A 22,958-nucleotide genomic window follows, 5' to 3' on the forward strand; every position below is an offset into this window, starting at 1 on the left:
GTTGGCTAGACCCGGAAATGCTTGGAGAGTTTCAAGCCCTGGGCCTGGTAGTTGGAGCCGATGCGCTGGCCGTAGAGCGCGTCGGGCCGCGCCAGCATCTTCTCATAGACAAGGCGTCCCACGATCTGGCCATGCTCGAGGATGAACGGCACCTCGCGCGAGCGCACCTCCAGCACCGCGCGGGCGCCCTGCCCGCCGGCGCCGGCATAGCCGAAGCCGGGATCAAAAAAGCCGGCATAGTGCACGCGGAACTCGCCGACCAGCGGATCGAACGGCACCATCTCTGCGGCAAAGTCCGGCGGCACCTGCACGGCTTCCTTGGAAGCGAGGATGTAGAACTCGCCGGGATCGAGGATCAGGCTGCGGTCGGAGCGCGCCATGATCGGCTCCCAGAACTCCTCCACCGGATAGCCGCCGCGGCGGTCGACATCGACGACGCCGGTGTGGCGCTTGGCACGGTAGCCGACAAAACCGTTTGAATTGTCGCCGGAGAGATCGACCGACAGCGCGACGCCGCCGCTCAGATCCGCATCGTCGCTGTCGACCAGCCGCTCCCTGGTATGCAGCGCATCGAGTTCGTCGAGATCGAGAATGGCATCACCAGTACGGAAGCGCACCTGCGACAGCCGCGAGCCCTCGCGCAGCAGCACCGGAAACGTCTTCGGGCTGATCTCGGCATAGAGCGGGCCGTGATAACCGGCGCCGATCATGTCGAAGCGGCGCGTGCCGTCAGCAATGACGCGGGTGAACACATCGAGCCGCCCGGTCGAGCTTTTCGGATTGGCGGCCGCGACGATCTCCGGCGGCAACGCGAGGCTCTCGAGCAGAGGCACGATGTAGACGCAGTTGGTCTCCAGCACAGCGCCGTCGGCGAGGTTGATCTCGTGCAGCTTCAACTCGTCGATCCGCTCGGCGACCGTGGCGCCGGGCCCCGGCAGGAAGCTCGCGCGCACGCGGTAGGCGATATCGCCAAGACGGAGGTCGAGGCTTGCAGGCTGGATCTGGCTTTCGACAAAGGGATAGGCCGGCAGGATCAGGCCGGAATCCGCCATCGCCGCGATCATGCGGTCGGGCAGAATGCCGTTGGCGTCGGGCGCGAGCGTGAATGACAAGTGTTATGGGTCCCTTCGGCCGCCATTATCCCCCAAAAACAGGCCTTTTAGGGCCTTAGCCGAACCCCGCCTTGACGGGAAGGCTGCCTGAGAATATGAGCATGACTTATCCCGTGGTGATTTGAGCCGGCCGGCTTGCAGCCACGTTAAATAAGTCGCTAAACAGGCCGGGGACTTCAGTGATCCCGGCCTTGAGGAATTTCCCAGGCCGGTTTTTTTGTGCCCGCCTCTGGCGGTCATGATGGAGGTCACATGTCCAAATCTTCCGCTGGGCCGTCCACGGCCCGTTTCCGCCCCGAAACCCGCCTGGTCCATGGCGGCACGCTGCGCTCCGAATTCGGCGAGACCTCCGAAGGTCTGTTCCTGACCCAGGGCTATGTCTACGAGAGCGCGGAACTGTGCGAGGCGCGCTTCAAGGGCGAGGACCCCGGCTACATCTATTCGCGCTACTCCAACCCGACGATCGGGATGTTCGAGCAGCGCATGATCGAGCTCGAAGGCGCCGAAGCGGGCCGCTCGGCTGCAACCGGCATGGCCGCGGTAACCACCGCGATCCTGGCGCCGCTCAAAGCCGGCGACCATGTGGTTGCCGCCAAACAGCTGTTCGGCTCCTGCCGCTATGTGGTGGAGGATCTGCTGCCGCGCTACGGCATCCAGTCGACGCTGGTCGACGGACTCAAGCTCGACGATTGGCAGCGTGCAGTCAGGCCGAACACCAAGTCTTTCTTCCTGGAGAGCCCGACCAACCCGACGCTCGACGTGCTCGACATTCCGGCGATTGCCGAGATCGCGCATGCGGCCGGTGCGCGGCTGATCGTCGACAATGTGTTCGCCACCCCGATCTGGCAGAGCCCGCTCGCGCTCGGCGCCGACGTCGTGGTCTATTCCGCGACCAAGCATATCGACGGCCAGGGCCGCTGCCTCGGCGGCATGATCCTGTCCTCGGAAGCCTTCATCGCCGAGCATCTGCATAACTTCATGCGCCAGACCGGCCCGTCGATCTCGCCCTTCAACGCCTGGGTGCTGCTGAAGGGCCTGGAGACGCTGGCGGTGCGCGTGCGCGCGCAGACAGAGAGTGCCGCGCGTATTGCCGATGCGCTCGCGACGCATCCGAAGATTTCGCGGCTGGTCTATCCCGGTCGCGAGGATCATCCGCAGGCGGCTGTCGTGCGGAAGCAGATGCGTGCGGGGTCGACGCTGGTCGGCTTCGAGGTCAAGGGCGGCAAGGCCGCTGCCTTCCGCTTTCTCAACGAACTCAAGCTCGCCCGCATTTCCAACAATCTCGGCGACGCCAAGAGCCTCGTCACTCATCCCGCCACCACCACGCATCAGCGACTGTCGCCGGATGCCCGTGCCGAGCTCGGCATCAGCGAAGGTTTTGTGCGGTTCTCCGCGGGGCTCGAGCATCCCGACGATCTGATCGAGGATCTCACGGCGGCCCTGGAGAAGGCGTGAGCGGGCCACATACTCCGCTGTCGTCCCGGCGAAAGCCGAGACGACAGCTAATTCCGAGCGACTCTACATCGGCCGATAAGTCTGCACCGCCGCCGGCACGTTGACGCCGAGCTTGATCTGGCCGACCGAGCGGATGATGTCGTCGCCGAGCAGCTGCGCGAAGCAGGCGTAGCCCCAGTCGTTCATGTGCAGGCCGTCGGCGATGACAAAGCTGTCGGTCGGCAGCCCCTGGCGCTCGTGCCAGTCGCGCATCACCTCGAAGCGCGGGAAGATGCCGATGTGACGGAGCTGCGCGACGCGGCCGAGCAGCCTCACCATCTTGCCCGCGCTCTCGGAATGCTCGGTGACACGCGGCGAATATTGCGGATCGACCAGCACTACGTCGCTGCCGGCGGCCTGGATGCGCGCAACGCCGTCTTCCACCATCTTGGCGGTCTCATCGGGATCGAGGTTGCGCAGCACCGCATTGGTGCCGACCTGCCAGATCACGAGATCGGGATGGACATCAATCACCGACGCCTGCAGCCGCTTCATCATTTCCGGCGCGTCCTCGCCGCCGCGGCCGGCATTGATGACGGTGATGTCGGCGCTCGGATAGTGCCTGCGCAGCTGCGCCGCCAGCCGGTTCGGATAGGTAAACTCCGGCGCGCTGGTGCCGTAGCCTTGTGTCGACGACGAGCCGAAGGCGACGATCACGACCGGCTGGCCGGAGGCGAGCTTGGCGGCGACATGCGGCAGCGTCCCGACCGGTTGCACCCCGCCCTTCGGCGGCAGGCAGGGCACGCGGCTGAAAATGTTGCCGGCGGATTTCGCGGCCTGCTTCACCTTGTCGACGGCGCGCTCCGTCAGGCTCTTGTTGGGAACCGACGCGCCTTGCTGCGCCGGCTGGACCACAGCAGGGTTCGCGCTACTCGGGGCCGCACTGGTGCCGGCGCTGTTATCAGACGCCGTGGCCTGTGTTGATGGCGCAGCCTGCGCGCTCTCGGCATGCGCGGCCAGCGTCAGCGCCAGCAGGGCGGAGACGGCCAGCGCGGCGGTTGCGCAAAAAGGGCGGAGGAGAGCCCCATCGAAACTCGAGGTACGCATAACACCCAAAATCCTAGTTCTGCTGCGCCGGTCCGAGATGCGCCGCGTCGAAAATGAAATTCGACAGCGCGCGGCCGATGCAGTCATGCACGCGCCTGGCAAGCTCGGGGCCGTGCACGGCGCTGAAAAGATCGAAATCTCCCTGCTCATTCCACTGACGCATGATAGAGAAACGATCAAACAACGGAACGTCGTGCTCCTGAGCAACCGCGCGGATGTTGTCCATATAGGGCGAACCGGAAATCATGGTCTCGGTGCGCGGGCTATATTGCAGGTTCATCAGGATCACGTCGGCTCCCGCATTTTGCAGCGCAGTAACACCCTGGTCGACCGCGGCATGAAAATCGTCGGGATCGACGGATCGCATAGCATCCACGGTGCCGGTCTGCCAGATGACCAAAGTAGGCTTTTTTGTCTCCAAAAGCTTAACAAAGCCGCTCACCGTCTCTTCCGCGGTCTGCTTGGGCTGTAGTTCTACGGATATGTTAACGGCGAGTTGCGGAAGCTTGTCCTTCAGCGCGGCCTGCAACCGCGCCGGATAGGCGCCATCCTGCGAACCTCCGATGGAGGAGGAGCGGCTGCCAATCACCAGAATGTCGAGCGCGCGGCCGTCGTTGACGGCATCTGCGACCTTGGAAAGCCGGCTTTCGGTCGAGAGCATCGAGGCGGGCACAGGACAGGTCTCAACCTCCTCGGCACGGACGACAGACGCGCCCGCAACCAGTGCCAGCAAAGCCAAGCCTAAAGCCGGGCCAAAGGTCAGCCCAGACCGCATCAACCCCCTCCTGCCAGATCAGCATTGCCGCGGGCGCCTTTCCTGGCGCTCTTGTCGGCAGAATGCTTGTACCATGAAATCAGCCAGGCGACGGAAGACATGATGACGATACCGCAAAGGCTGATTAACGCGTGCAACGCAGCACCCCCCGCCACCTCAGCCAGGATGAAATGTCCGGCGAACGCAAGGAACACACCGAGACAGAAGATTTCCAGGGAGTGCTGACCGCACAGCATCAATGGCTTCAGCCAGGGCGATTTCAGCCCTGGCCAGTCATTTGGCAGGAAGCGCACGGTGATGGCGGCGAGCGCCAGGAAATGCGCGAAGCGCAGCACGTCGAGATCGGTCTTGTCGATCGGATACATCCACTGTTCGAGCCGGCGCGGCAACACATGGCCGAGCTGCGGCACATACCACGTCAACGTCACGAAGAAGGCGAAGATCAAATAGACGATCGAGACCCACAGCGTGATGTTGGACGACAGGATCCGCGACATCCGCCGCGCGCCGCCGAGCGCGCACCAGGCACCGAACACGAACAGCAACTGCCAGGCGAGCGGATTGAACATCCACACCCCGCTCGGATAGGACGAGAAATAGAGATCGAATTCCCAGGTGGCCGCATAGAGCAGCACCGAGAGCGCCAGCGTCAGGTCGGCGCGCCAGCGCATCGAGACCAGGATCAGCGGCAGCGCCAGCATCAAGACGATATAGAGCGGCAGCACGTCCATGTTGACAGGACGGAAGCGCAGCAACAGCGCCTGGACGATGGTGACGTCAGGCTGCTTGAGGAAATCCATGATCCCCATCTCTTCCGAATAGAGCGGGTTCTCGAAGTGAGTGGCGACGTAGGAGATCTCCGCCAGGAAGATGGTGAACAGGAACACATGCGCGACATAGATCTGCCAGGCGCGGCGCAGGATGCGCGCGGCCGAAACGACGAAGCCCTGCTCGAGCAGGGCGCGGCCATAGACGAAGGCCGCCGTATAGCCTGATATGAAGATGAAGATCTCGGTGGCGTCGGAAAAGCCGTAGTTGCGGAGGGTGAGCCAGGTCAGCAGGCTCGTCGGCAGGTGGTCGATGAAGATCAGCCACAGCGCAAGGCCGCGGAACAGATCGAGCCGCAGCTCGCGCTCGCCGACGGCCGGCAATGTAATGGACGAGGACGCGACGGCAGCCGCGGGCGCCCTGGCGGGCGCGTCCGCAGCGGCGGGTACAGAAATGCCGCTCACCTGGTCGGCTACGGAGGCCATCAATCACCGTCATTCTTGCCGGCGGCGCAGGCCGGCTGGAATTCAATCAATCATATCGGTTGCGCGCCCGCCGGCCAACTGGACTGCTTTCGCAAATCGGCAGGCAACGCGAGCGACATAGGTCCGAACTGTGGTCAAACCGCGGTTGACAAGTGAGGCGCGGCGCCGAACTTCGCAACACGCACGATTGGTTCCGCGCGCAGTTTTGGGTATGATGGCGGTATGTATCGCGCTGTCACCCGCCAGATCGAAGTCACCGTCGAGCCGAATTTCATGCCGGAACGCTCGTCGGCAGAACAATCGCGCTATTTCTGGTCCTACACCATCGTCATCACCAACAGTTCCGGTGAAACCGTGCAGTTGCGCACGCGGCACTGGATCATCACCGACGCCTCGGGCAAGCAACAGGAGGTGCGCGGCGAAGGCGTGGTCGGCGAGCAGCCGGTTCTCGCCCCCGGCGAGCGCTATGAATATACGAGCGGGGTTCCACTCTCCACCGCCTCCGGCTTCATGGCCGGACGCTACCAAATGGTCAGCGAAACCGGCGAGCGATTTGAGATCGAGGTGCCGACTTTCTCCCTGGACAGCCCCGGCGACGGCAAGCGGGTGTTGAATTAACGTCAGCGTCTGCGACAGTTTCTCCTGGCCGTCGTCCCGGCGCAGGCGAGGCGTTCGCCAGGACGACAGCGGGATGAATTCCGCTTCTTTTCAAAGGCCGCGGGCGAAAGCGCCTGCTCAGTATCCCCGGCTCCTCGCCAGCTGGTCGGCGTGGAAATTGGCGTCGCCGAACAGTTCCTCGCAGACGCGGGCGCGCTTCATGAAGAAGCCGATGTCGAACTGGTCGGTCATACCCATGCCGCCGTGCATCTGTACGCCTTCCTGCACCGCCCGCGTTGCGGTGGTGCCGGCGCGCGCCTTTGCGACCGCGACCGCGGTGGCGGCCTTGGCAGCATCGGCATCGAGTGCCTGCAGCGCCTTGAGCACCGCGGCGCGGGTGATCTCGATATCGATATAAAGCTCGGCGGCGCGGTGCTGCAGCGCCTGAAATTCGCCGATCGCCTTGCCGAACTGCTTGCGCTCCTTGAGATAGGCGACGGTGCGGCCGAATACCTCTTCGCTGAGGCCAACCATTTCAGACGCGACCGCGCCCCGGCCGATATTGAGCACGCCATCGAGCAGCGCAATTCCGCCGTCGACCTCGCCCAGCACGGAGTCGGCGGTGACCTCGACATTGTCGAAATTGATGCGCGCGGCGTTGTGCGCATCGACCATGATGGTGCGCTCGGTCGCGATGCCTTTCGACTTCGGATCGACCAGGAACAGCGTGACGCCCGCGCGCTCGCCGGCGTGGCCAGCGCTGCGCGCCGCGACGATCAGGAGATCGGCGACGTGACCATCGACCACCAGCGCCTTGGCGCCGTTGAGCTTGAAACCATTGCCCGAGCGCACCGCCTGCATCTCGGTCTGCAGCGGGCGATGCTTTGCTCCCTCGTCGATGGCGAGTGCCGCAACGAGGTCGCCAGCCGCGATCTTCGGCAGATATTCGCCGCGCTGCGCCTTGCTGCCGCCGCGCGACAACGCGGACGCCGCGACCACCGCGGTCGACAGGAACGGCGACGGCGTCAGGTTGCGCCCGATCTCCTCCATCACCACGCCGGCCTCGACGCAGCCGAGCCCGCTTCCGCCGAATTCCTCCGGCACCAGCAGGCCGGCAAAGCCCATCTCGGCAAAACTCTTCCACAGGTCGCGTGAGAAGCCGGTGGCGTCCCGGCTATCGCGCAGATGCCTGAGATGCGCGACCGGCGCCTTGTCGCTGATGAGCCCGCGCGCGGAGTCGCGGAGCATGGATTGTTCTTCGGTGAGGACGAGGGCCATGGATGGGTTTCCGATAAATTGGTCGCGCAAATTCGGTGTTGATCCTCATGGTGAGGAGGCGCCTCAGCGCCGTCTCGAACCATAGCGGGGACGATCGGGACCTCATCCCTCGAGACGCGGCCGAAGGCGGCCGCCCCTCAGGATGAGGGGAAGCAGTTCATGCCCCCGGCAGATCCAGAATGCGCTTGGCTACGATGCCAAGCATCACTTCACTCGTGCCGCCTTCGATGGAATTGGCCTTGGTGCGCAGCCAGGCGCGCGGGCGGGCGCCTTCCTTCGAACGCTCGCTCTCCCATTCCAGGGCATCGATGCCGCCGGCTGACATCAGGATCTCGTAGCGGCGCTTGTTGAGCTCGGTGCCGTAATATTTCATCGCCGAGGAGAAGGCGGGATGCGCCTGTCCCGCCTTGTTGAGATCGACCATGCGCTCGGCAGCCGCGGCGAGTGCCGCCTCATCGACATCGAAGCCTGCGATCTGGCCGCGCAGGACCGAATCCTCCAGCCGGCCCTCCAGGTCGGCGCCGATGGAGTCGGCGGCGATCTGGCCGAGCGGGCGACCTGCGCCGCGCTCGCCCATCCCCGAGATCATCGCGCGCTCGTGCTGCAGCAGGTATTTTGCGACATCCCAGCCACGATTGACCTGACCGACCACGTTGGCCTTGGGCACGCGGACGCTGTCGAAGAAGGTCTCGCAGAACGGCGAGCGGCCGGAGATCAGCAGGATCGGCTTGGTCGACACGCCCTTCCAGCTCATGTCGAACAGGATGAAGCTGATGCCATCATGCTTCTTCGCCGCGGGGTCGGTGCGCACCAGGCAGAAGATCCAGTCGGCGTAGTTGGCATAGGACGTCCAGATCTTCTGGCCGGTAATAACGAAGTGGTCGCCGTCGCTTTCGGCGCGGGTCTGCAGCGAGGCGAGATCGGAGCCGGCATTGGGCTCGGAATAGCCCTGGCACCAGCGGATCAGCCCAGCGGTGATCTTGGGCAGATGCTCCTTCTTCTGCGTGTCGGTGCCGTATTTCAACAGCGCCGGGCCGAGCATGGAGATGCCGAAGGATGTCAGTGGTTGGCGGGCACCGATCGCCGCCATTTCCTGACGCACGATCTTGGCCTCCTCGCCATCGAGGCCGCCGCCGCCATATTCCTTCGGCCAATGCGGTACGGTCCAGCCCTTGTCGCGCATGCGCTCGAACCAGACGCGCTGCGGCTCCGAGGAGAATTTGGTATTGCGGCCGCCCCAGAAGGTGTCCTCGTCGGAGGTCATGGGCTTGCGCATCTCGGGCGGACAATTGGCTTCGAGCCAGGCGCGGGTCTCTGCGCGGAATTTTTCCAGATCGGCCATCGGGTGCGTTTCCGTGATTGAAAGATTGAATCGACCTTAGCGCTGACGCCGGCGATTTCAACATGTCTGTGAGGCGGCACCGATGTGGTCAAGCCTTCCGATCGGCGATATCGATAGCGGCCGCCGATTGAAAAGACAGAGGAAACCAAGATGCGCCTGAAGCTGATTTCGCCAGACGAAATGAACGCCGACCAGAAGGCGACCTATGACGAGGCTGTCGCGGGCAAGCGTGGCTCGGCGCCGGCGCCGATGCTGGCCTGGCTCCACAGCCCGGAGATGGCACGGCACGCGACGCGGCTGGGGGAGACGCTGCGCTTCAACACGATGTTTCCGGCGAAACTATCGGAGATCGCAATCCTGGTCACGGCACGGCATTTCACCGCGCATTACGAATGGTGGGCGCACAAGCGGCTCGCGCTGAAGGGCGGCATGGATGTGAGGATCATCGACGCCATCCGCGACCGCCGCACGCCGCAGTTCGACGACCCGAAAGGTGCGATGATCTACCAGGTGGCGAAATCGCTGCATGAGGGCCACGGGCTATCGAAGGGGCTCTATGAGGATGCGGTGAAGGTTTTGACCGAGCGCGGGCTGGTCGAGATCATCGGCCTCTGCGGCTATTACACGATGGTGTCGCTGACGCTGAACACGTTTGAATTCGGGCTGCCCGACGGAGAGGTGTCGGAGCTGGCGTGAGTGTTCTACCTCCCCCCGCAAGCGGAGCGAGGTAAGTTAGAGCAAGTCCGATGACGAGCGACCCCGCACCATGATCAGCCCCGCCGCCACGACTTCCAGCCCGATGCAGCCATAAAACGGCAGTGTGTAGCTGCCGGAGAGATCGCGCAGCAGGCCGATCACGCCCGGGCCGAAGGCGTAGGTCACCTGGGTGATGGCGGTGCTGAGACTGATCAGCACGCCGAAATGCGCGGGCGGGAACTCGCGCTGCACGATCAGCGAGGGCAGCGTGATCAGGTTGCCGACGGAGAAGCCGAACACGGCGCTGGCTCCGATCAGCACGACGGCATGGTGCGAATTGATGATGACCGCAAGCGCAACCGCCTGGCTCAGGAAGGACAGCGCCGAGGCGAGCCGCTGGTTGAGCCGGTCGATCACAGTCGAGAACACGATGCGCCCAAGCATCGCCATCGCGGTGAGGAACGCGACCGCGACCGCCGCGCTCTCGCGCCCGATCACCGGATCGAGGAACGAGATCAGGTGGACGATGAAACCGACCTGAGCGAACAGCACCAGCGCAAAAGCAATGGCGATGGTGAGGAAGCCGATGTCGCGCATCGCTGCTTTCCGGATTGCAGTCGAGGACGGCGCTGCGGTCGTCCTCACTGCACCCGCATGACCATGATAGGGCGGCCGGCCGACGAACAGCGCGACGATCGGCACCAGCACCGCCAGCATCAACAGCGCGCCCATCGTCATCGCGCGCGCAAAGCCGAGCTGGCCGACCGCGAGCACCAGGAGCGGGACGCCGACGATGCCGCCGAAGCTTGCGCCGTTCAGCGCGAGGCTGATCGCCATGCCACGCCGCGCATCGAACCACAGGCTCAGCGTGGTGGTGATCATCGCGAGACTCATGCCGGCCCAGCCGAAGGCAAGCAGCGCGTTCGCGGCATAGAGCTGCCAGGGCGAAGTGACCTGCCCCATCGCGGCGGCCGCGATCGCCATGGTGCACATGCCGGCAAGCAGACAGGCGCGCGGCCCGAACGCGCGCACCGCCTCCGCAACAAAGACCACGATCAGCGCGCCGAACAGATAGAAGAAGGTGGTGGCAGCGGAGATCAGCGACGCCGGCCAGCCTTGCGCGCGCTGCAGCTCGGCGAGATAGACGCCCTGGCCATAGAAACCAAAGCCCCAGCCGAAGGTCGCGACCAGGAAGCAGACCGCGACGATGCGCCAGCCATCATAGCGGATGGAGGTTTCGTCGATGGTGATGGGAGCGGATGCGTCCACGCAGGAATCTCTCAGATTGTTACTCAGTCATTCCGGAATGGTCCGAAGGACCAGACCCGGAATCTCGAGATTCTCAGATGTGCAAGAGCACATCGGAGTTCGGTGCTTTGCACCGCCCCGGAATGACAGCACATTGGTGAGATCAAAGCTTCGACCAGCGCCGAACTGTCAGCAGATGGCATCAGACATTGACCGTAGCCGGGTCGTAGAAAAAGCGCTCGCGGAAAATCCGGTCGCCGCGCCATTCCTGGTAGGCGATCTCGTCGAAGCGGCGGACCTTGCCGGATTTGTCGGTCATCTCGAAGTTCCAGTGGATGGCGACGCGGTCGCCTTCGACCACCGACGACACCGCCTTGGAATAGATCTTTGCCATACGCGCCATCACCTCGCGCTCATGCGCAACGAACCCATCGCGCCCCTGCCGCGGCGGTGCCAGGTTCTCCTGCATGGTGGCATCTTCGGTGTAATAGCGCTCGACGGCGCCGGCATGATCGCCCGACTCGACGGCCGCGATGAATTCATCGACACGTGCACGCGACGGCATGAGACCTCCCCTAGACTCTTTGAGCTTTCTAGATGGAGGGCTCAGGGAATTCGTCAATGGCGGCGAGCCGCGCGCGGCGACGCTTGGCAGCTGATGTCAGCATGAGCACGATAAGGCCAAGCACGACGGGCGGATAAACCACCATGTTCACCACCGACCAGCCGTAATTCGCGAGCAGCTGGCCGGAGGAGAATGATCCGATCGCCATGGTGCCGAACACGAGGAAATCGTTGAACGCCTGCACCTTGTTGCGCTCATGCGGCAGATGCGTCTCCAGCACCAGAGCGGACGCGCCAACGAAGCCGAAATTCCAACCGATGCCGAGCACGATCAGCGTGGTCCAGAAATGCGGCGCGGTGACGCCGGAGATCCCGATGGTCGCGGCCACCGCCTCCAGCGTCAGGCCGATCGCAACCACGGTCGGCGCACCGAAGCGGGCGATCAGCGAGCCCGTGATGAAGCTCGGCCCGTACATGGCGACGATGTGCCACTGGATGCCGAAATTGGAATCGGAGACCGTGAGCCCGCACATTTTCATCGCCAGCGGCGCGGATGTCATCACCAGGTTCATCATGGGATAAGCGATGATGCCGCACAGCGCCGCCGCAATGAAACGCGGCTGGCGCACGATTTCACCCAGCGGCCGTCCCGCATGCAAATCGGCGGCGGCAGGTTTCGGCGCATCGACGCCGGCCGTGATCGCCATCGCGACAAGCGCGACCGCGGCTTGCACCACATAGCTGAAGGCGAACAAATAAGGCGGCCAGACATCCATGGTCCATTGCACGAGCTGCGGCCCGAGCACCCCGGCGAACACACCACCCGCCATCACCAGCGACACTGCCCTTGGACGAAAGCGAATGCTGGCGCCGTCGGCCGCCGCGAAACGATAGGACTGCGCCACCGCGCCATAGAGGCCGCCGAGGAAGGTCGCGCAGCAGAATAGCCAGAACTGCGCGTGCAGGATGGCGAGCGCGCCGATCAGGCCGGTGAGCGTGCCGCAACCGGTGCCGATGATGAAGGCGATGCGCCGTCCGTAGCGTCGCGAGATCGCCCCGGTCGGCAAGGTGCCGGCGGCGATCCCCAGCACATACATCGATAGCGGAACGGTCGCGAGCGACATCGAGGGCGCCAGCGTCGCGCCGACGATCGAGCCGGTGGCGAAAATAACCGCTGAATTGGCCCCGGTGAGCGCCTGCGCTGCGGCAAGCCGCGCCACATTGGCTCGCGCGCGGGCGTCGTCGGAGATTTCCTCACTCGCGGTCACATCAATCATCAGTACTTTCGAAAAACGAATCCCTTTTGCCCCGAAATGAGCGTCACTATGGACAGGCGCAACCGTGCGATCAACCGCCGCAGACGGGCGCTGGCTATGCGCCGGATGAGTATGGGCGCGCAATCGCGAAGGATGCTCCCTCTCACCGTCCTTTAGGGGAGAGGGTTGGGGTGAGGGGCTCTGTCCGCGCGCAAGGCGAGGTGGAGTTCGCGGACGCATTGATGCCAGCGAAATCCATCGAGGGCTGTCGCTAAGATCGTCCGAACACCAGGATCATGTTGTTGGCGGGCATCTCCTTCACCTCGCGCAAGGCAAGGCTATTGCGCGCGGCGAGCTCTTCGAGGTCGGCGATGTCGCGCACGCCCCATTCGGGATTGCCCTCGCGCAATGAGGTGTCGAACACGGCGTTGGAGAGCGCGGTGTGCTTGCCGTCGCGCTTGAACGGGCCATAGAGAAAGAACCGGCCGTCGGCGCGCAGCAATTCGGCGGCACCCCTGAACAGGCCCTCGGCCACCGGCCATGGGGCGATGTGGACGACATTGGCGCAGAACAGCGCGAGCAGCTGTTGCGGTCCGCCTTCTTGCTGCATCGCAGCGGCCCAGCCGGGTGCGGACAGATCGACCCTGAACGGCGCGCGGATGTTCTGCAGACCGGAATGTGCACGCCAGGCCGCGATGCTTTTCAGATGCTGCTCGTTGTAATCGCTCGGCCACCACGTGATGGCAGGCGTGGCTTGCGCGAAATGGACCACATGCTGGCCGGTGCCGCTGCCGACCTCCAGCACGTCGCCGCTCCGGCCGGAGAGAAACCCCGAGAGCGCCGCCCAGATCGCCTGGTGATTGCGGTGGAACGCCGGCGCGTCCAGCCGCCCATCCGCCTCGACCCGGCCACCGTCCTTGCCGAATTCCACGACATATTCGGCCATGGGCCGCGCTCCTGCTCGACAGCTCTGCAGTCCCGGTCGCCCGAAACTTCGATCCGGCCGGGTTCAGGGTCATTTTAACCTCAATTCCCGGGACTTATCAGCAGCATTGCCAGATAATGGCCTTTGTGCTTTTCACCAACTATATTTGTCGAAAAAGATTATCGACATAGCGCGCCGCCGGAACCGCCCTTGCTCGCCCCTCCACGCACCATATCCATCGCTTTCTCCGCCCTTGCGCTCACGTTTTTGGCAGCAACAGCGCCCGCACACGCGCAATCGGCGGTCGCCGACGGGCAAAAGCTTGCCTTCGACCGCGGCAAGGGCAATTGCCTGACCTGCCATCAGATCAAGGGCGGCGACCTGCCGGGCACCATCGGGCCGGCACTCGTCGACATCAAAGCGAAATATCCTGACCGTAACGAGCTGGTGGCGATCCTGACCGACGAGACCAAGCGCAATCCCCAGACCATGATGCCGCCGTTCGGCCGTAACCGCATTTTGACGAGTGAAGAAATCAACGCGATCGTCGATTTCCTCGAGACCCTGTGACGGCGGCCTTTGGAGACCGAGATGAATTTTTCGATTGAGAAATTTTCCGCGACGCGCCGCCTGGTGCTGCAGGGCACCGGCGCGGTGGCGCTGTTTGGCCTCGGCGGTCTCGCGGCTCCGCCGGCGCGCGCCGCAGCCAATGACAAATATCCGGAAGAGGCGTTCAAGCTCAAAACCGACAAGGACGCGATCCAGGCGCTGTATGGCCGGACCGCGGAAGCCTCCGACAAGGTGAAGCTGGATGCGCCCGAGATTGCCGAGAACGGCGCGGTGGTGCCGATCTCGGTGACGACGACGCTCGAGAACGTCACCTCGATCTCGTTTCTGGTCACCGGCAATCCGAATGCGCTCGCCGCCTCCTATGCGATCCCCGAGGGCACGGTGCCCGGCGTCGCCAACCGGCTCAAGATGCAGCAGACCAGCAATGTGATCGCGATCGTGGACGCCGGCGGCAAGCTCTACAGCGCCACCAAGGAAGTCAAAGTCACCGTCGGCGGCTGCGGCGGTTAGCGCATGATCCGGAAAAGTGTGAAACGGTTTTCCGAAAAGATCATTCGCCACTATTAGAGAGGATTTCGACAATGGCATCGACAATCCGCGTGCGCGCGATCGCGAATGGCGACACCACCGAGGTGCAGGCGCTGATCCAGCACCCGATGGACTCCGGCTTCGTGAAGGACGCGCAAGGCGCCGTGATCCCGGCGCATTTCATCCAGCAGCTCAGCTTCGAGCATAACGGCAAACGCGTCTTCCTCGCCGATTGGGGACCAGCAGTAGCCAAGGACCCTTATGTGAAGTTCGCGTTCAAGGGGGCAGCCAAGGGCGACGAGCTGAAGATCAGCTGGGTCGACAACAAGGGCGCGAGCGATTCAACCACCGCGAAAATACAGTAGGCATGCGCGTGCGTTTCGTCATTGCTCTTGTTTCGGCAGCGCTTGCGGCAAGCGTGATCGTCTCGGCGGCGCCGGCATCCGATGCGCCTGATCCGGCCGCGGACGCCGAGGCGTTCCGCAATTACTTCGTGACAAAATTCCCCAAGGTAAAGCTCGAGGATTTCGTCAACGGACCCTACTCCATGAACAAGGACATGCGCCGGCAGTGGCAGGAGAAGGAGGAGTTTCCGCCTTACGAATTCGCGCTCGAGGCCGGCAAGGAGATGTTTGCGGCGCCGTTCAAGAACGGCAAGACCTATGCGGATTGCTTCGAGAATGGCGGCATCGGCGTCAGGCAGAATTTTCCCTACTTCGACGCAAAGCAAGGCGAGGTCATAACCCTCGAGCTCGCGCTCAACCGCTGCCGCACGGCCAATGGCGAGGCGCCGCTGTCCTATGTCAAGGACGAGATGGCTTCGCTCACCGCCTATATGGCATTCACCTCGCGCGGCAAGCCGTTCGACATCAAGATCCCCGACGATCCACGGGCGTTGGCCGCTTACGAGAACGGCAAGCGCTATTTCTACACGCGGCGCGGCCAGCTCAACTTCTCCTGCGCGAGCTGCCATGTGCAGAGCCCCGGCGAGCGGCTGCGCGCCGAAATCCTGGCGCCAGCGCTCGGCATCCTCAATGCCATGCCGATCTACCGCTCCGAATGGGCGGGCATGGGCACGATCAGCCGCCGCTTCATCACCTGCAACAGCCAGACCCGCGCCGTGCCGGAAGAGGCGCAATCCGAGGACTATCGCGACCTCGAATATTTCCTGTCCTATGTCAGCAACGGCCTGCCGATCTCGGGCCCGGGAGCGCGGCCATGAGGCACATCGTGCTCGTCGCAAGCCTCTTGATCGCGGCCACCGCGCCGGCGCTTGCCGCCTCCGAAGCCGATTTCAAGGCGGCCTACGCCGCCGCTGACGCCGCCGAGAAGGAAGCGGGCTCGCTGCGCAACCAGTGGCTCACGACCGAGACCACGTTGAAAGCTGCGAAGAACGCGGCCGATAAGGGTGACTTCGAGGCCGCCACGGCTTCGGCCAAGGAGGCCGAGGCGCTGGCAAGAGCCTCGATTGTCCAGGCCACCGGCGAGAAGGACCGCTGGAAGGACGCCGAGATTCGCTAACTGAGCTGAGGATGCGGAGAAGCGCGCGATGCCGATTCGCCGGCGGGATTTTTTGAAGCTGTCGGGCGCCGCCGCGCTGCTGCCGTGGCCGCGATTATCCCGCGCGGCCGATGTCGCGAGCCTGTATGATCTGCCGCGCTTCGGCAATGCGCGCATCCTGCACATGACCGACACGCATGCGCAGCTCAAGCCGGTCTATTTCCGCGAGCCCAGCGTCAATATCGGCATCGGCGCGATGGCAGGCCAGCCGCCGCATCTGGTCGCGAAGGCCTTTCTCGCCCGCTTCGGCATCAGCCCCGACAGCGCGGAAGCCTACGCCTTCACCTGCGTCGATTTCGAGAAGTCGGCGCCGCGCTTCGGCAGGCTCGGCGGCTTTGCGCATCTGAAAACGCTGATCGACCGGCTGCGCGGCGATGTCGGCGAGAAAGGCGCAATGCTGCTCGACGGCGGCGACCTCTGGCAGGGCACCGGACAAGCCAATGAGGCGCACGGCGCCGACATGGTGGAAGCCGCCAATCTGCTTGGCATCGAGGCGATGACCGGCCATTGGGAGTTCACCTATGGCGAGGCCGCGTTGCGCGACAATCTCGCCCGTTTCAAGGGCGAGTTCCTGGCGCAAAACGTTTTCCTCACCGAGGAAGCCGCCTTCAACGATGCCAAGGCGTTCGATCCTGCGTCGGGCCGCGTGTTCAAGCCGGCGATGATCAAGGAGATCGGCGGGCATCGTGTCGCCGTGATCGGGCAGGCCTTCCCTTACGTGCCGATCGCTCATCCCAAGCGCTTCACGCCGGACTGGACCTTCGGCATCCACGACGCGGAACTGCAGAAGCTCGTGCAGGGCATGCGCGACTACGACAGGGTCGATGCCGTGATCCTGCTATCGCATAACGGCATGGACGTCGACCTCAAGCTTGCCAGCCGCGTCACCGGCATCGACATCATCCTCGGAGGCCACACCCATGACGCGGTGCCGCAGCCGATTCCGGTCAAGAACGCCGCCGGCACCACGCTGGTCACCAATGCCGGCTCGAACGGAAAATTTCTGGGCGTACTCGACCTCGAGCTTGCCAAGGGCAAGGTCGGCGGCGTGCGCTACCGTCTGCTGCCGGTCTTCTCCGAGCTTCTCAAGCCAGATCCGGCGATGGCCACGCTGATCGAGAGGACGCGCGAGCCGCACGGTGCCTGGTTCGACAAGATCGCAACCAGCGACCGCCTGCTCTACCGACGCGGCAATTTCTCCGGGCCCATGGACCAATTGATCTGCGACGCGCTGCGCAGCGGGCTCGATGCCGAGATCGCGCTCTCGCCCGGCTTCCGCTGGGGCACCACGGCGCTCTCGGGCGACGCGCTGACCATGGAGGACGTGCTGGCCGAAACCGCCGTCACCTATCCCGAAACCTATGTGCAGGGCATGACCGGGGCCGACATCAAGGCCGTACTCGAGGACGTCTGCGACAATCTGTTCAATCCCGACCCCTATTACCAGCAGGGCGGCGACATGGTCCGCACCGGCGGCCTCAGCTATGCCTGCACGCCGACGGAGAGCACCGGGCGGCGGATTTCGGAGCTGAGGCTCGACGATGGCGCGCCGCTCGAGGCGAACAAGCGCTACAAGGTCGCAGGCTGGGCCTCGGTCAATGCGCAGGCCGGAAAGCCGGTGTGGGATGTATTGGCGAATTACCTGCGCAGCGGCAAGGCCGCGCCCACGCGCGGCAGCGGCGTCACGCTCAAAGGCGTCGACGGCAATCCGGGCATTGCGCAGCCAACCTGACAGGGCGTTTCATTATTGTGCGGTGCTTATTATTGTGCGGTGCGCAGTCGCATTATTTTGATGACTGAAAAGGGATATGGTTTCACGAAGTCCTCTCCGTTATTCCGGGGCGGTGCGAAGCACCGAACGAGGTGCGCAATCGCGCACCTGAGAACCTCGAGATTCCGGGCTCGTCTCTTCGGGGCGCCCGAAATGACGGAGAATGCAATCAAGGATTATTGTAATGCTTCGGCATCTCGTTCTCGCCGAATTGCAGGAACAGGGTTGGAGCTATGTGCGTCCGTGATTATCTTGCTGTGATAGTGTTGGGACTCATTTGAGGACGAACTAGAATGATCTTCCGCCAGCTTTTCGACAGCGTGTCCGGCACCTACAGCTACCTGCTCGCAAGCCGCGCCGGCGGCGAGGCCCTGATCCTCGATCCGGTGCTGGAAAAGGCCGACCGCTATTGCCAACTCCTGCGCGAGCTCGATCTCAAGCTTGTGAAAGCCGTCGACACCCATCTGCATGCCGACCATGTCACGGGCTTGGGCGAGCTGCGCGACCGCACCCATTGCATCACCATCATGGGCGACCAGAGCAAGGCCGACGTGGTGTCGATGCGCGTCTCCGACGGCGACAAGGTGACCATCGAGGGCCTCTCGCTCGACGTGCTGTATACGCCCGGACACACCGACGATTCCTACAGCTATGTGATGGGCGATCGCGTCTTCACGGGCGATACGCTTTTGATCCGCGGCACCGGCCGCACCGATTTCCAGAACGGCAGCGCGCGCTCGCAATATGAGTCGATCTTCAACCGCCTGCTCAAGCTGCCGGAGGAGACGCTGGTCTATCCCGCGCATGACTACAAGGGCGACACCGTCTCCACCATCGGCGAGGAGAAACGCTACAATCCGCGGCTGCAGGTGCGCTCGGTCGACGAATATATCGAGCTGATGAACAATCTGAAGCTGCCCAATCCGAAGATGATGGATGTCGCGGTGCCCGCCAACATGCATGTCGGGCTGCACCAGGAGGAACTCGCCAAGGAAGGCCGCGCGCTCAGCGTGCCCGAGGCGATGCTGGCGCTCGGTCGTCCCGACATCCTCCTGGTCGATTTGCGGGAGAGCGGCGAGCGGGCAAAGCACGGCACGCTCGCGGGCGCGCTGCATGCGCCCTATCCGTCGATCGAGGATAATTTGAAGCCCGGCGGCATGCTGCGCGAGGTCGCCGCCGCTACCGGCCGCCGCATCGTGTTCTTCTGCGCCTTCGGCGAGCGCTCCGCCATGGCGGTCGCGGCCGCCAAGGACGCCGGCTTCCTCAACGCCGCCCACATCGCCGGCGGCATGGATGCCTGGAAGAAGGCCGGCGGCCCGGTGCTGGCGGCCTGAGGACGAAGGTCACACAGGGGGAACAATATGAGCATCATCGACAAGAAGAACGAGACCGCCAAAAAGGCGGACGACACAGCGAAGCAACCACCACCTCCGCCGCCGCAGGCCGCCGACGACGATTACGAGGACGGCGACATCGCCACGCCGAAGCGCGATCGCTACGGCAACGACGACGAGCCATTGTAGTGCAATCACTCCGACGTCACGCGTGGGCGCTCGGAACGCGCGAACCCAAAAATCTCGCGTCACAATTTCTGGATTCCAGGTTCGATGCTTGCGCATCGCCCCCGGAATGACGTTGCGGTTGCCTCACGCCAACGCAGCCATGCGCCGCCGTTCATGGACAAATAACCGCCTGTGCCGATAGTTTGGCCGCCTCGAAAACAGACAGAATCCGCATCCGCAATGGCCGACATCCTCGCCGCACCGCAACAAAGCCAAGCCATGTCCAAGGCGGACAGCGGATTGCGCACGCTTACCCTGATTTCCTTGGCGCATTGGGTCAGCCATTTCCATTTGCTGGTACTGCCGATGCTGTTCCCGTTCCTGAAAACGGCGCTCGGTGTCGGCTATATCGAGCTTGGCTTTGCGCTCACCGTTTTTGCTGTGGTCTCGGCGCTGACCCAGGCCCCGACCGGCTACCTGGTCGATCATTTCGGCGCGCGCAAGGTGCTCCTGATCGGGCTCTGCCTCGGCGGTCTGGCGCTGATCCTGCTCGGGCTGCAATTGAACTATACGATGCTGGTCGTGAGCGCGGTGCTGCTCGGGCTTGCCAACAGCGTCTACCATCCCGCCGATTACGCGATCCTCGCCGCCCATATGGACGAGGCGAAGATGGGCCGCGCCTTCTCGATTCACACCTTTGCCGGCTATCTCGGCGGCGCCGTGGCGCCTGCGATCGTCGGCGCCCTTCTGGCCACCGTCGGCGGCGTCGGCGCGCTGATCGTCTCCGGCGCGATTGCCATCCTGGTGGCGGCGGTGCTGATGCTGTTCGGCGTGCCGGAGGCGAGCGCAAAACATCACGCGGGCGTTGACGGCAAGGTCTCGAAGCAAAGCGTGATCACGCCGGCCCTGATCGTGCTGACCATCTTCTTCATGCTGCTCGGCCTCTCCAACGCCGGCATCTCGAATTTCGGCGTGGTCGCGCTGATGAACGGCTACGGCGCCTCCTACTCGAGCGCGAATGTCGCACTGACCGCCTATCTCGGCGCAGCCGCGGCCGGCGTGCTCGCCGGCGGGTTCCTGGCCGATCACACCAAGCGCCACGGCCAGGTTGCTGCGGTGTGCTTCGGCATCAACACCGCGATCGTGCTCGTGATCGCGCTGGTGGCGCTGCCGGCCGCGCTGCTGATGATTGCGATGACCGCCGCGGGCTTCCTTGGCGGGGTGATCGCGCCCTCGCGCGACATGCTGGTGCGCAACGCAGCGCCCGCCGGCGCCGCAGGCCGCGCCTTCGGCATCGTCTCCACGGGCTTCAACTTCTCAGGGATGGTGAGCCCGATCTTGTTCGGCTGGATGATGGACCAGAGCCTGCCGCATTGGGTGTTCGGTCTATCCGCGCTGTTCATGGTGCTGACCGTGCTGCTGACGCCCTTTACCGAGCGCAAGCCGGACACAGCTATGGCAACGGCGAAAGCTGCCTGACGCATTGCTGAGTTCTCTTCCCCGCGGTTGACAGTTCTGGGCCTGGGCCGATGATGCGGCCCAGCCACGACAACCAATTTCCGGGAAGAACGCCATGACCGCTCGTCCAGACCTCGTGATCCGCGGCGGCACCATCGCTGACGGCAGCGGCGGCAACCTGTTCGAAGCCGATATAGCCATTCACGACGGGCGAATCAGCGAGGTCGGCAAAGTTTCGAACTCGGGCCGCGAGGAGATCGACGCGCGCGGCAAGCTCGTCACCCCGGGATTTGTCGACGTCCACACCCATTATGACGGCCAGGTGACCTGGAGCCAGGACATCTCGCCCTCCTCGCAGAACGGCGTCACCACCGCGATCATGGGCAATTGCGGTGTCGGTTTCGCGCCGTGCAGGCCGGCCGACCACCAGCGGCTGATCCAACTGATGGAAGGCGTCGAGGATATTCCGGAGCCGGTGCTGAGCGCCGGGATTCCCTGGGAATGGGAAAGCTTTCCCGATTACATGAGCTGGCTCGCCAAGCGTGATTTCGACATCGATATCGGCGCGCAGCTGCCGCATGCGGCACTCCGCGTCTATGTGATGGGCGAGCGCGGCGCGCGCCGCGATCCTTCCACCGCGGAAGACAATGCGAAGATGGCAAAGCTCGCGGGCGAGGCCGTACGCGCGGGCGCGCTCGGCTTCTCAACCTCGCGCACCCTCAATCACCGCACCTCGACCGGCGATTTCACCCCGACCCTGAAAGCCGGCGAAGACGAGCTGACCGCGATCGCAGCCGCCATGCATGGCGAAGGGCGCAGCGTACTGCAATTCGTGCTCGATCTCTCCACCCTGGACGAAGACCTGCCGATGATGCTGCGGGTTGCGGACAACACCAAATGCCCGATCTCATTTTCGGTGGCGCAGAGCGACCGCGCGCCGCGGCGCTGGCGCCAGACGCTGGACGAGATCAATGCCGCCGCCGCGCGAGGACTTTCGATCACCGCGCAGATCGCGGCGCGCCCGGTTGGCCTGTTGCTCGGGCTCGAATTGTCGCGCAACCCGTTCCAGACCCATCCGAGCTACAAGGCAATCGCGCACCTGCCGCTCGCCGAGCGGCTCAAGCGGCTCCGCCAGCCGGAGGTCCGCGCGGCGATCCTCAAGGAAAGCGCAACCGCCACCGACGATCCGCTGTTCTTCCGGCCGAACTACGACAAGATGTACCTGCTCGGCAACCCGCCCGATTACGAGCAACCGCAGGAGAACGCGCTGGGCCCGCAGGCGCGCAAGCTGGGCAAGCAGCCGGAGGAGCTGGCCTACGACGCGATGCTGTCGGACCAGGGCCGCGGCATGCTCTATGTGCCGTTCCTCAATTATGCCGACGGCAATCTCGATGCCACGCGCGAGATGCTGACCGACCCGCGCTCCGTGCCGGGCCTGAGTGACGGCGGCGCGCATTGCGGCATCATCTGCGATGCGAGCTTCCCGACCTATCTGCTGACGCACTGGACGCGCGACCGCTCGCGCGGCGAGAAGCTGTCGATCCCCTTCGTGGTGGCGGTGCAGTCGCGCAAGACGGCGCTGTCAGTCGGCCTCGCCGATCGCGGCCTGATCGCGCCCGGCTACAAGGCCGACATCAATGTGATCGACTATGGCCGCCTGCACCTGCATCCGCCGAAGGTGCATTACGACCTGCCCGTCGGCGGCCGCCGCCTGCTGCAGCAGGTCGACGGCTACGACGCCACCATCGTCTCGGGTGTGGTGACCCAGCGCGACGGCGCACCGACCGGCGCGCGGCCGGGCAAGCTCGTGCGCGGCGTGCAGGGCGAATTGCAATAGAGCGAGCAAGGATGACGTCTCGAAGAGATGTCATCCTTCGTAAGCGCTGCGGCCCCTCACCCGGATTGCACCGGACGATGCCATGCATCGCCGGGAGCAGTCCGACCTCTCCCCGCCGGGGAGAGGTGTCGCGGAGGCAGCCAGC

Annotated in this window: 23 protein-coding genes and 1 riboswitch; of the genes, 13 read left to right on the forward strand and 10 right to left on the reverse strand. The window is 64.0% G+C overall.

Going from position 1 to position 22,958, the window contains the following annotated elements; translation table 11 throughout:
• Positions 1–5 precede the first annotated feature (5 nt).
• Positions 6–1,112: a 2'-deoxycytidine 5'-triphosphate deaminase gene (locus A3AI_RS0112665; RefSeq protein WP_024515932.1), complete on the reverse strand. Its 1,107-nt coding sequence runs from the start codon at positions 1,110–1,112 to the stop codon at positions 6–8.
• A gap of 103 nt (positions 1,113–1,215) precedes the next feature.
• A riboswitch (SAM riboswitch) is annotated at positions 1,216–1,295 on the forward strand.
• A 69-nt stretch (positions 1,296–1,364) separates the two neighbouring features.
• Between A3AI_RS0112665 and A3AI_RS0112670 the strand changes: the two genes are divergently transcribed.
• A complete protein-coding gene (locus A3AI_RS0112670) occupies positions 1,365–2,567 on the forward strand; it encodes an O-succinylhomoserine sulfhydrylase (RefSeq protein ID WP_024515933.1) in 1,203 nt (400 codons plus the stop codon).
• Positions 2,568–2,630: 63 nt separating this feature from the next.
• Here the strand turns inward: A3AI_RS0112670 and A3AI_RS0112675 are convergent, their stop codons facing one another.
• From A3AI_RS0112675 to A3AI_RS0112685, 3 genes are read right to left on the reverse strand one after another with little or no spacing between them, the layout of a single operon-like run.
• Positions 2,631–3,653, reverse strand: a complete 1,023-nt coding sequence (locus A3AI_RS0112675; protein ID WP_024515934.1) for an SGNH/GDSL hydrolase family protein — start codon at positions 3,651–3,653, stop codon at positions 2,631–2,633.
• 13 nt (positions 3,654–3,666) lie between these two features.
• Complete coding sequence (locus tag A3AI_RS0112680) at positions 3,667–4,428, reverse strand: SGNH/GDSL hydrolase family protein (RefSeq protein WP_024515935.1); 762 nt, start codon at positions 4,426–4,428, stop codon at positions 3,667–3,669.
• Entirely contained in the window at positions 4,428–5,681 is a 1,254-nt protein-coding gene (locus A3AI_RS0112685) for an OpgC domain-containing protein (RefSeq protein WP_024515936.1), read from the reverse strand. Before A3AI_RS0112685 ends, A3AI_RS0112680 begins: the two co-directional genes overlap by 1 nt.
• 222 nt (positions 5,682–5,903) lie before the next feature.
• On the opposite strand from A3AI_RS0112685, the gene apaG reads away from it, so the two are divergent.
• Positions 5,904–6,299, forward strand: a complete 396-nt coding sequence (apaG, locus tag A3AI_RS0112690; protein WP_024515937.1) for a Co2+/Mg2+ efflux facilitator ApaG/CorD — start codon at positions 5,904–5,906, stop codon at positions 6,297–6,299.
• Between the two features lie 117 nt (positions 6,300–6,416).
• Here the strand turns inward: apaG and A3AI_RS0112695 are convergent, their stop codons facing one another.
• A complete protein-coding gene (locus tag A3AI_RS0112695; protein ID WP_024515938.1) occupies positions 6,417–7,556 on the reverse strand; it encodes an acyl-CoA dehydrogenase family protein in 1,140 nt (379 codons plus the stop codon).
• 157 nt (positions 7,557–7,713) lie between these two features.
• The gene (locus A3AI_RS0112700; RefSeq protein WP_024515939.1) at positions 7,714–8,898 is read right to left on the reverse strand and encodes an acyl-CoA dehydrogenase family protein; all 1,185 of its coding nucleotides are present in this window, start codon (positions 8,896–8,898) and stop codon (positions 7,714–7,716) included.
• Between the two features lie 150 nt (positions 8,899–9,048).
• Here A3AI_RS0112700 and A3AI_RS0112705 point away from each other — a divergent pair, with 150 nt between their 5' ends.
• A complete protein-coding gene (locus A3AI_RS0112705; protein WP_024515940.1) occupies positions 9,049–9,594 on the forward strand; it encodes a carboxymuconolactone decarboxylase family protein in 546 nt (181 codons plus the stop codon).
• Positions 9,595–9,630: 36 nt separating this feature from the next.
• On the opposite strand, the gene A3AI_RS0112710 is transcribed toward A3AI_RS0112705, so the two are convergent.
• From A3AI_RS0112710 to A3AI_RS0112725, 4 genes are all read right to left on the reverse strand, one after another.
• Positions 9,631–10,863, reverse strand: coding sequence for an MFS transporter (locus A3AI_RS0112710; protein WP_024515941.1), 1,233 nt, complete (start codon positions 10,861–10,863; stop codon positions 9,631–9,633).
• Positions 10,864–11,044: 181 nt separating this feature from the next.
• Entirely contained in the window at positions 11,045–11,407 is a 363-nt protein-coding gene (locus A3AI_RS0112715) for a nuclear transport factor 2 family protein (RefSeq protein ID WP_024515942.1), read from the reverse strand.
• Between the two features lie 28 nt (positions 11,408–11,435).
• Positions 11,436–12,683 carry an MFS transporter gene (locus A3AI_RS0112720; RefSeq protein ID WP_024515943.1) on the reverse strand — a complete coding sequence of 416 codons (1,248 nt, stop codon included), beginning with the start codon at positions 12,681–12,683 and terminating at the stop codon, positions 11,436–11,438.
• A 250-nt stretch (positions 12,684–12,933) separates the two neighbouring features.
• A complete protein-coding gene (locus A3AI_RS0112725; protein ID WP_024515944.1) occupies positions 12,934–13,608 on the reverse strand; it encodes a DUF938 domain-containing protein in 675 nt (224 codons plus the stop codon).
• 210 nt (positions 13,609–13,818) lie between these two features.
• On the opposite strand from A3AI_RS0112725, the gene soxX reads away from it, so the two are divergent.
• From soxX to A3AI_RS0112775, 10 genes are all read left to right on the forward strand, one after another.
• A complete protein-coding gene (soxX, locus tag A3AI_RS0112730) occupies positions 13,819–14,157 on the forward strand; it encodes a sulfur oxidation c-type cytochrome SoxX (RefSeq protein ID WP_036048187.1) in 339 nt (112 codons plus the stop codon).
• Between the two features lie 21 nt (positions 14,158–14,178).
• Complete coding sequence (soxY, locus tag A3AI_RS0112735; RefSeq protein WP_024515946.1) at positions 14,179–14,667, forward strand: thiosulfate oxidation carrier protein SoxY; 489 nt, start codon at positions 14,179–14,181, stop codon at positions 14,665–14,667.
• Between the two features lie 71 nt (positions 14,668–14,738).
• Positions 14,739–15,050, forward strand: coding sequence for a thiosulfate oxidation carrier complex protein SoxZ (gene soxZ, locus A3AI_RS0112740; RefSeq protein WP_024515947.1), 312 nt, complete (start codon positions 14,739–14,741; stop codon positions 15,048–15,050).
• A 2-nt stretch (positions 15,051–15,052) separates the two neighbouring features.
• Positions 15,053–15,907 (forward strand): sulfur oxidation c-type cytochrome SoxA, encoded by an 855-nt coding sequence (gene soxA, locus A3AI_RS0112745; RefSeq protein ID WP_024515948.1) that lies wholly within the window; start codon positions 15,053–15,055, stop codon positions 15,905–15,907.
• Positions 15,904–16,206 carry a hypothetical protein gene (locus A3AI_RS0112750; RefSeq protein ID WP_024515949.1) on the forward strand — a complete coding sequence of 101 codons (303 nt, stop codon included), beginning with the start codon at positions 15,904–15,906 and terminating at the stop codon, positions 16,204–16,206. Before soxA ends, A3AI_RS0112750 begins: the two co-directional genes overlap by 4 nt.
• Before the next feature lie 28 nt (positions 16,207–16,234).
• Entirely contained in the window at positions 16,235–17,977 is a 1,743-nt protein-coding gene (soxB, locus tag A3AI_RS0112755) for a thiosulfohydrolase SoxB (RefSeq protein WP_024515950.1), read from the forward strand.
• Between the two features lie 332 nt (positions 17,978–18,309).
• Positions 18,310–19,350, forward strand: coding sequence for an MBL fold metallo-hydrolase (locus A3AI_RS0112760; RefSeq protein WP_024515951.1), 1,041 nt, complete (start codon positions 18,310–18,312; stop codon positions 19,348–19,350).
• A gap of 27 nt (positions 19,351–19,377) precedes the next feature.
• Positions 19,378–19,539 carry a hypothetical protein gene (locus tag A3AI_RS48750; protein WP_198030103.1) on the forward strand — a complete coding sequence of 54 codons (162 nt, stop codon included), beginning with the start codon at positions 19,378–19,380 and terminating at the stop codon, positions 19,537–19,539.
• A gap of 219 nt (positions 19,540–19,758) precedes the next feature.
• On the forward strand, positions 19,759–20,997 hold the full coding sequence (locus A3AI_RS0112770; protein ID WP_024515952.1) for an MFS transporter: 1,239 nt from the start codon (positions 19,759–19,761) through the stop codon (positions 20,995–20,997).
• A 94-nt stretch (positions 20,998–21,091) separates the two neighbouring features.
• The gene (locus A3AI_RS0112775) at positions 21,092–22,813 is read left to right on the forward strand and encodes an N-acyl-D-amino-acid deacylase family protein (RefSeq protein WP_024515953.1); all 1,722 of its coding nucleotides are present in this window, start codon (positions 21,092–21,094) and stop codon (positions 22,811–22,813) included.
• The last annotated feature ends 145 nt before the right edge of the window (positions 22,814–22,958 follow it).

The organism is Bradyrhizobium sp. Tv2a-2, assembly GCF_000472425.1.
Lineage (GTDB): Bacteria > Pseudomonadota > Alphaproteobacteria > Rhizobiales > Xanthobacteraceae > Bradyrhizobium.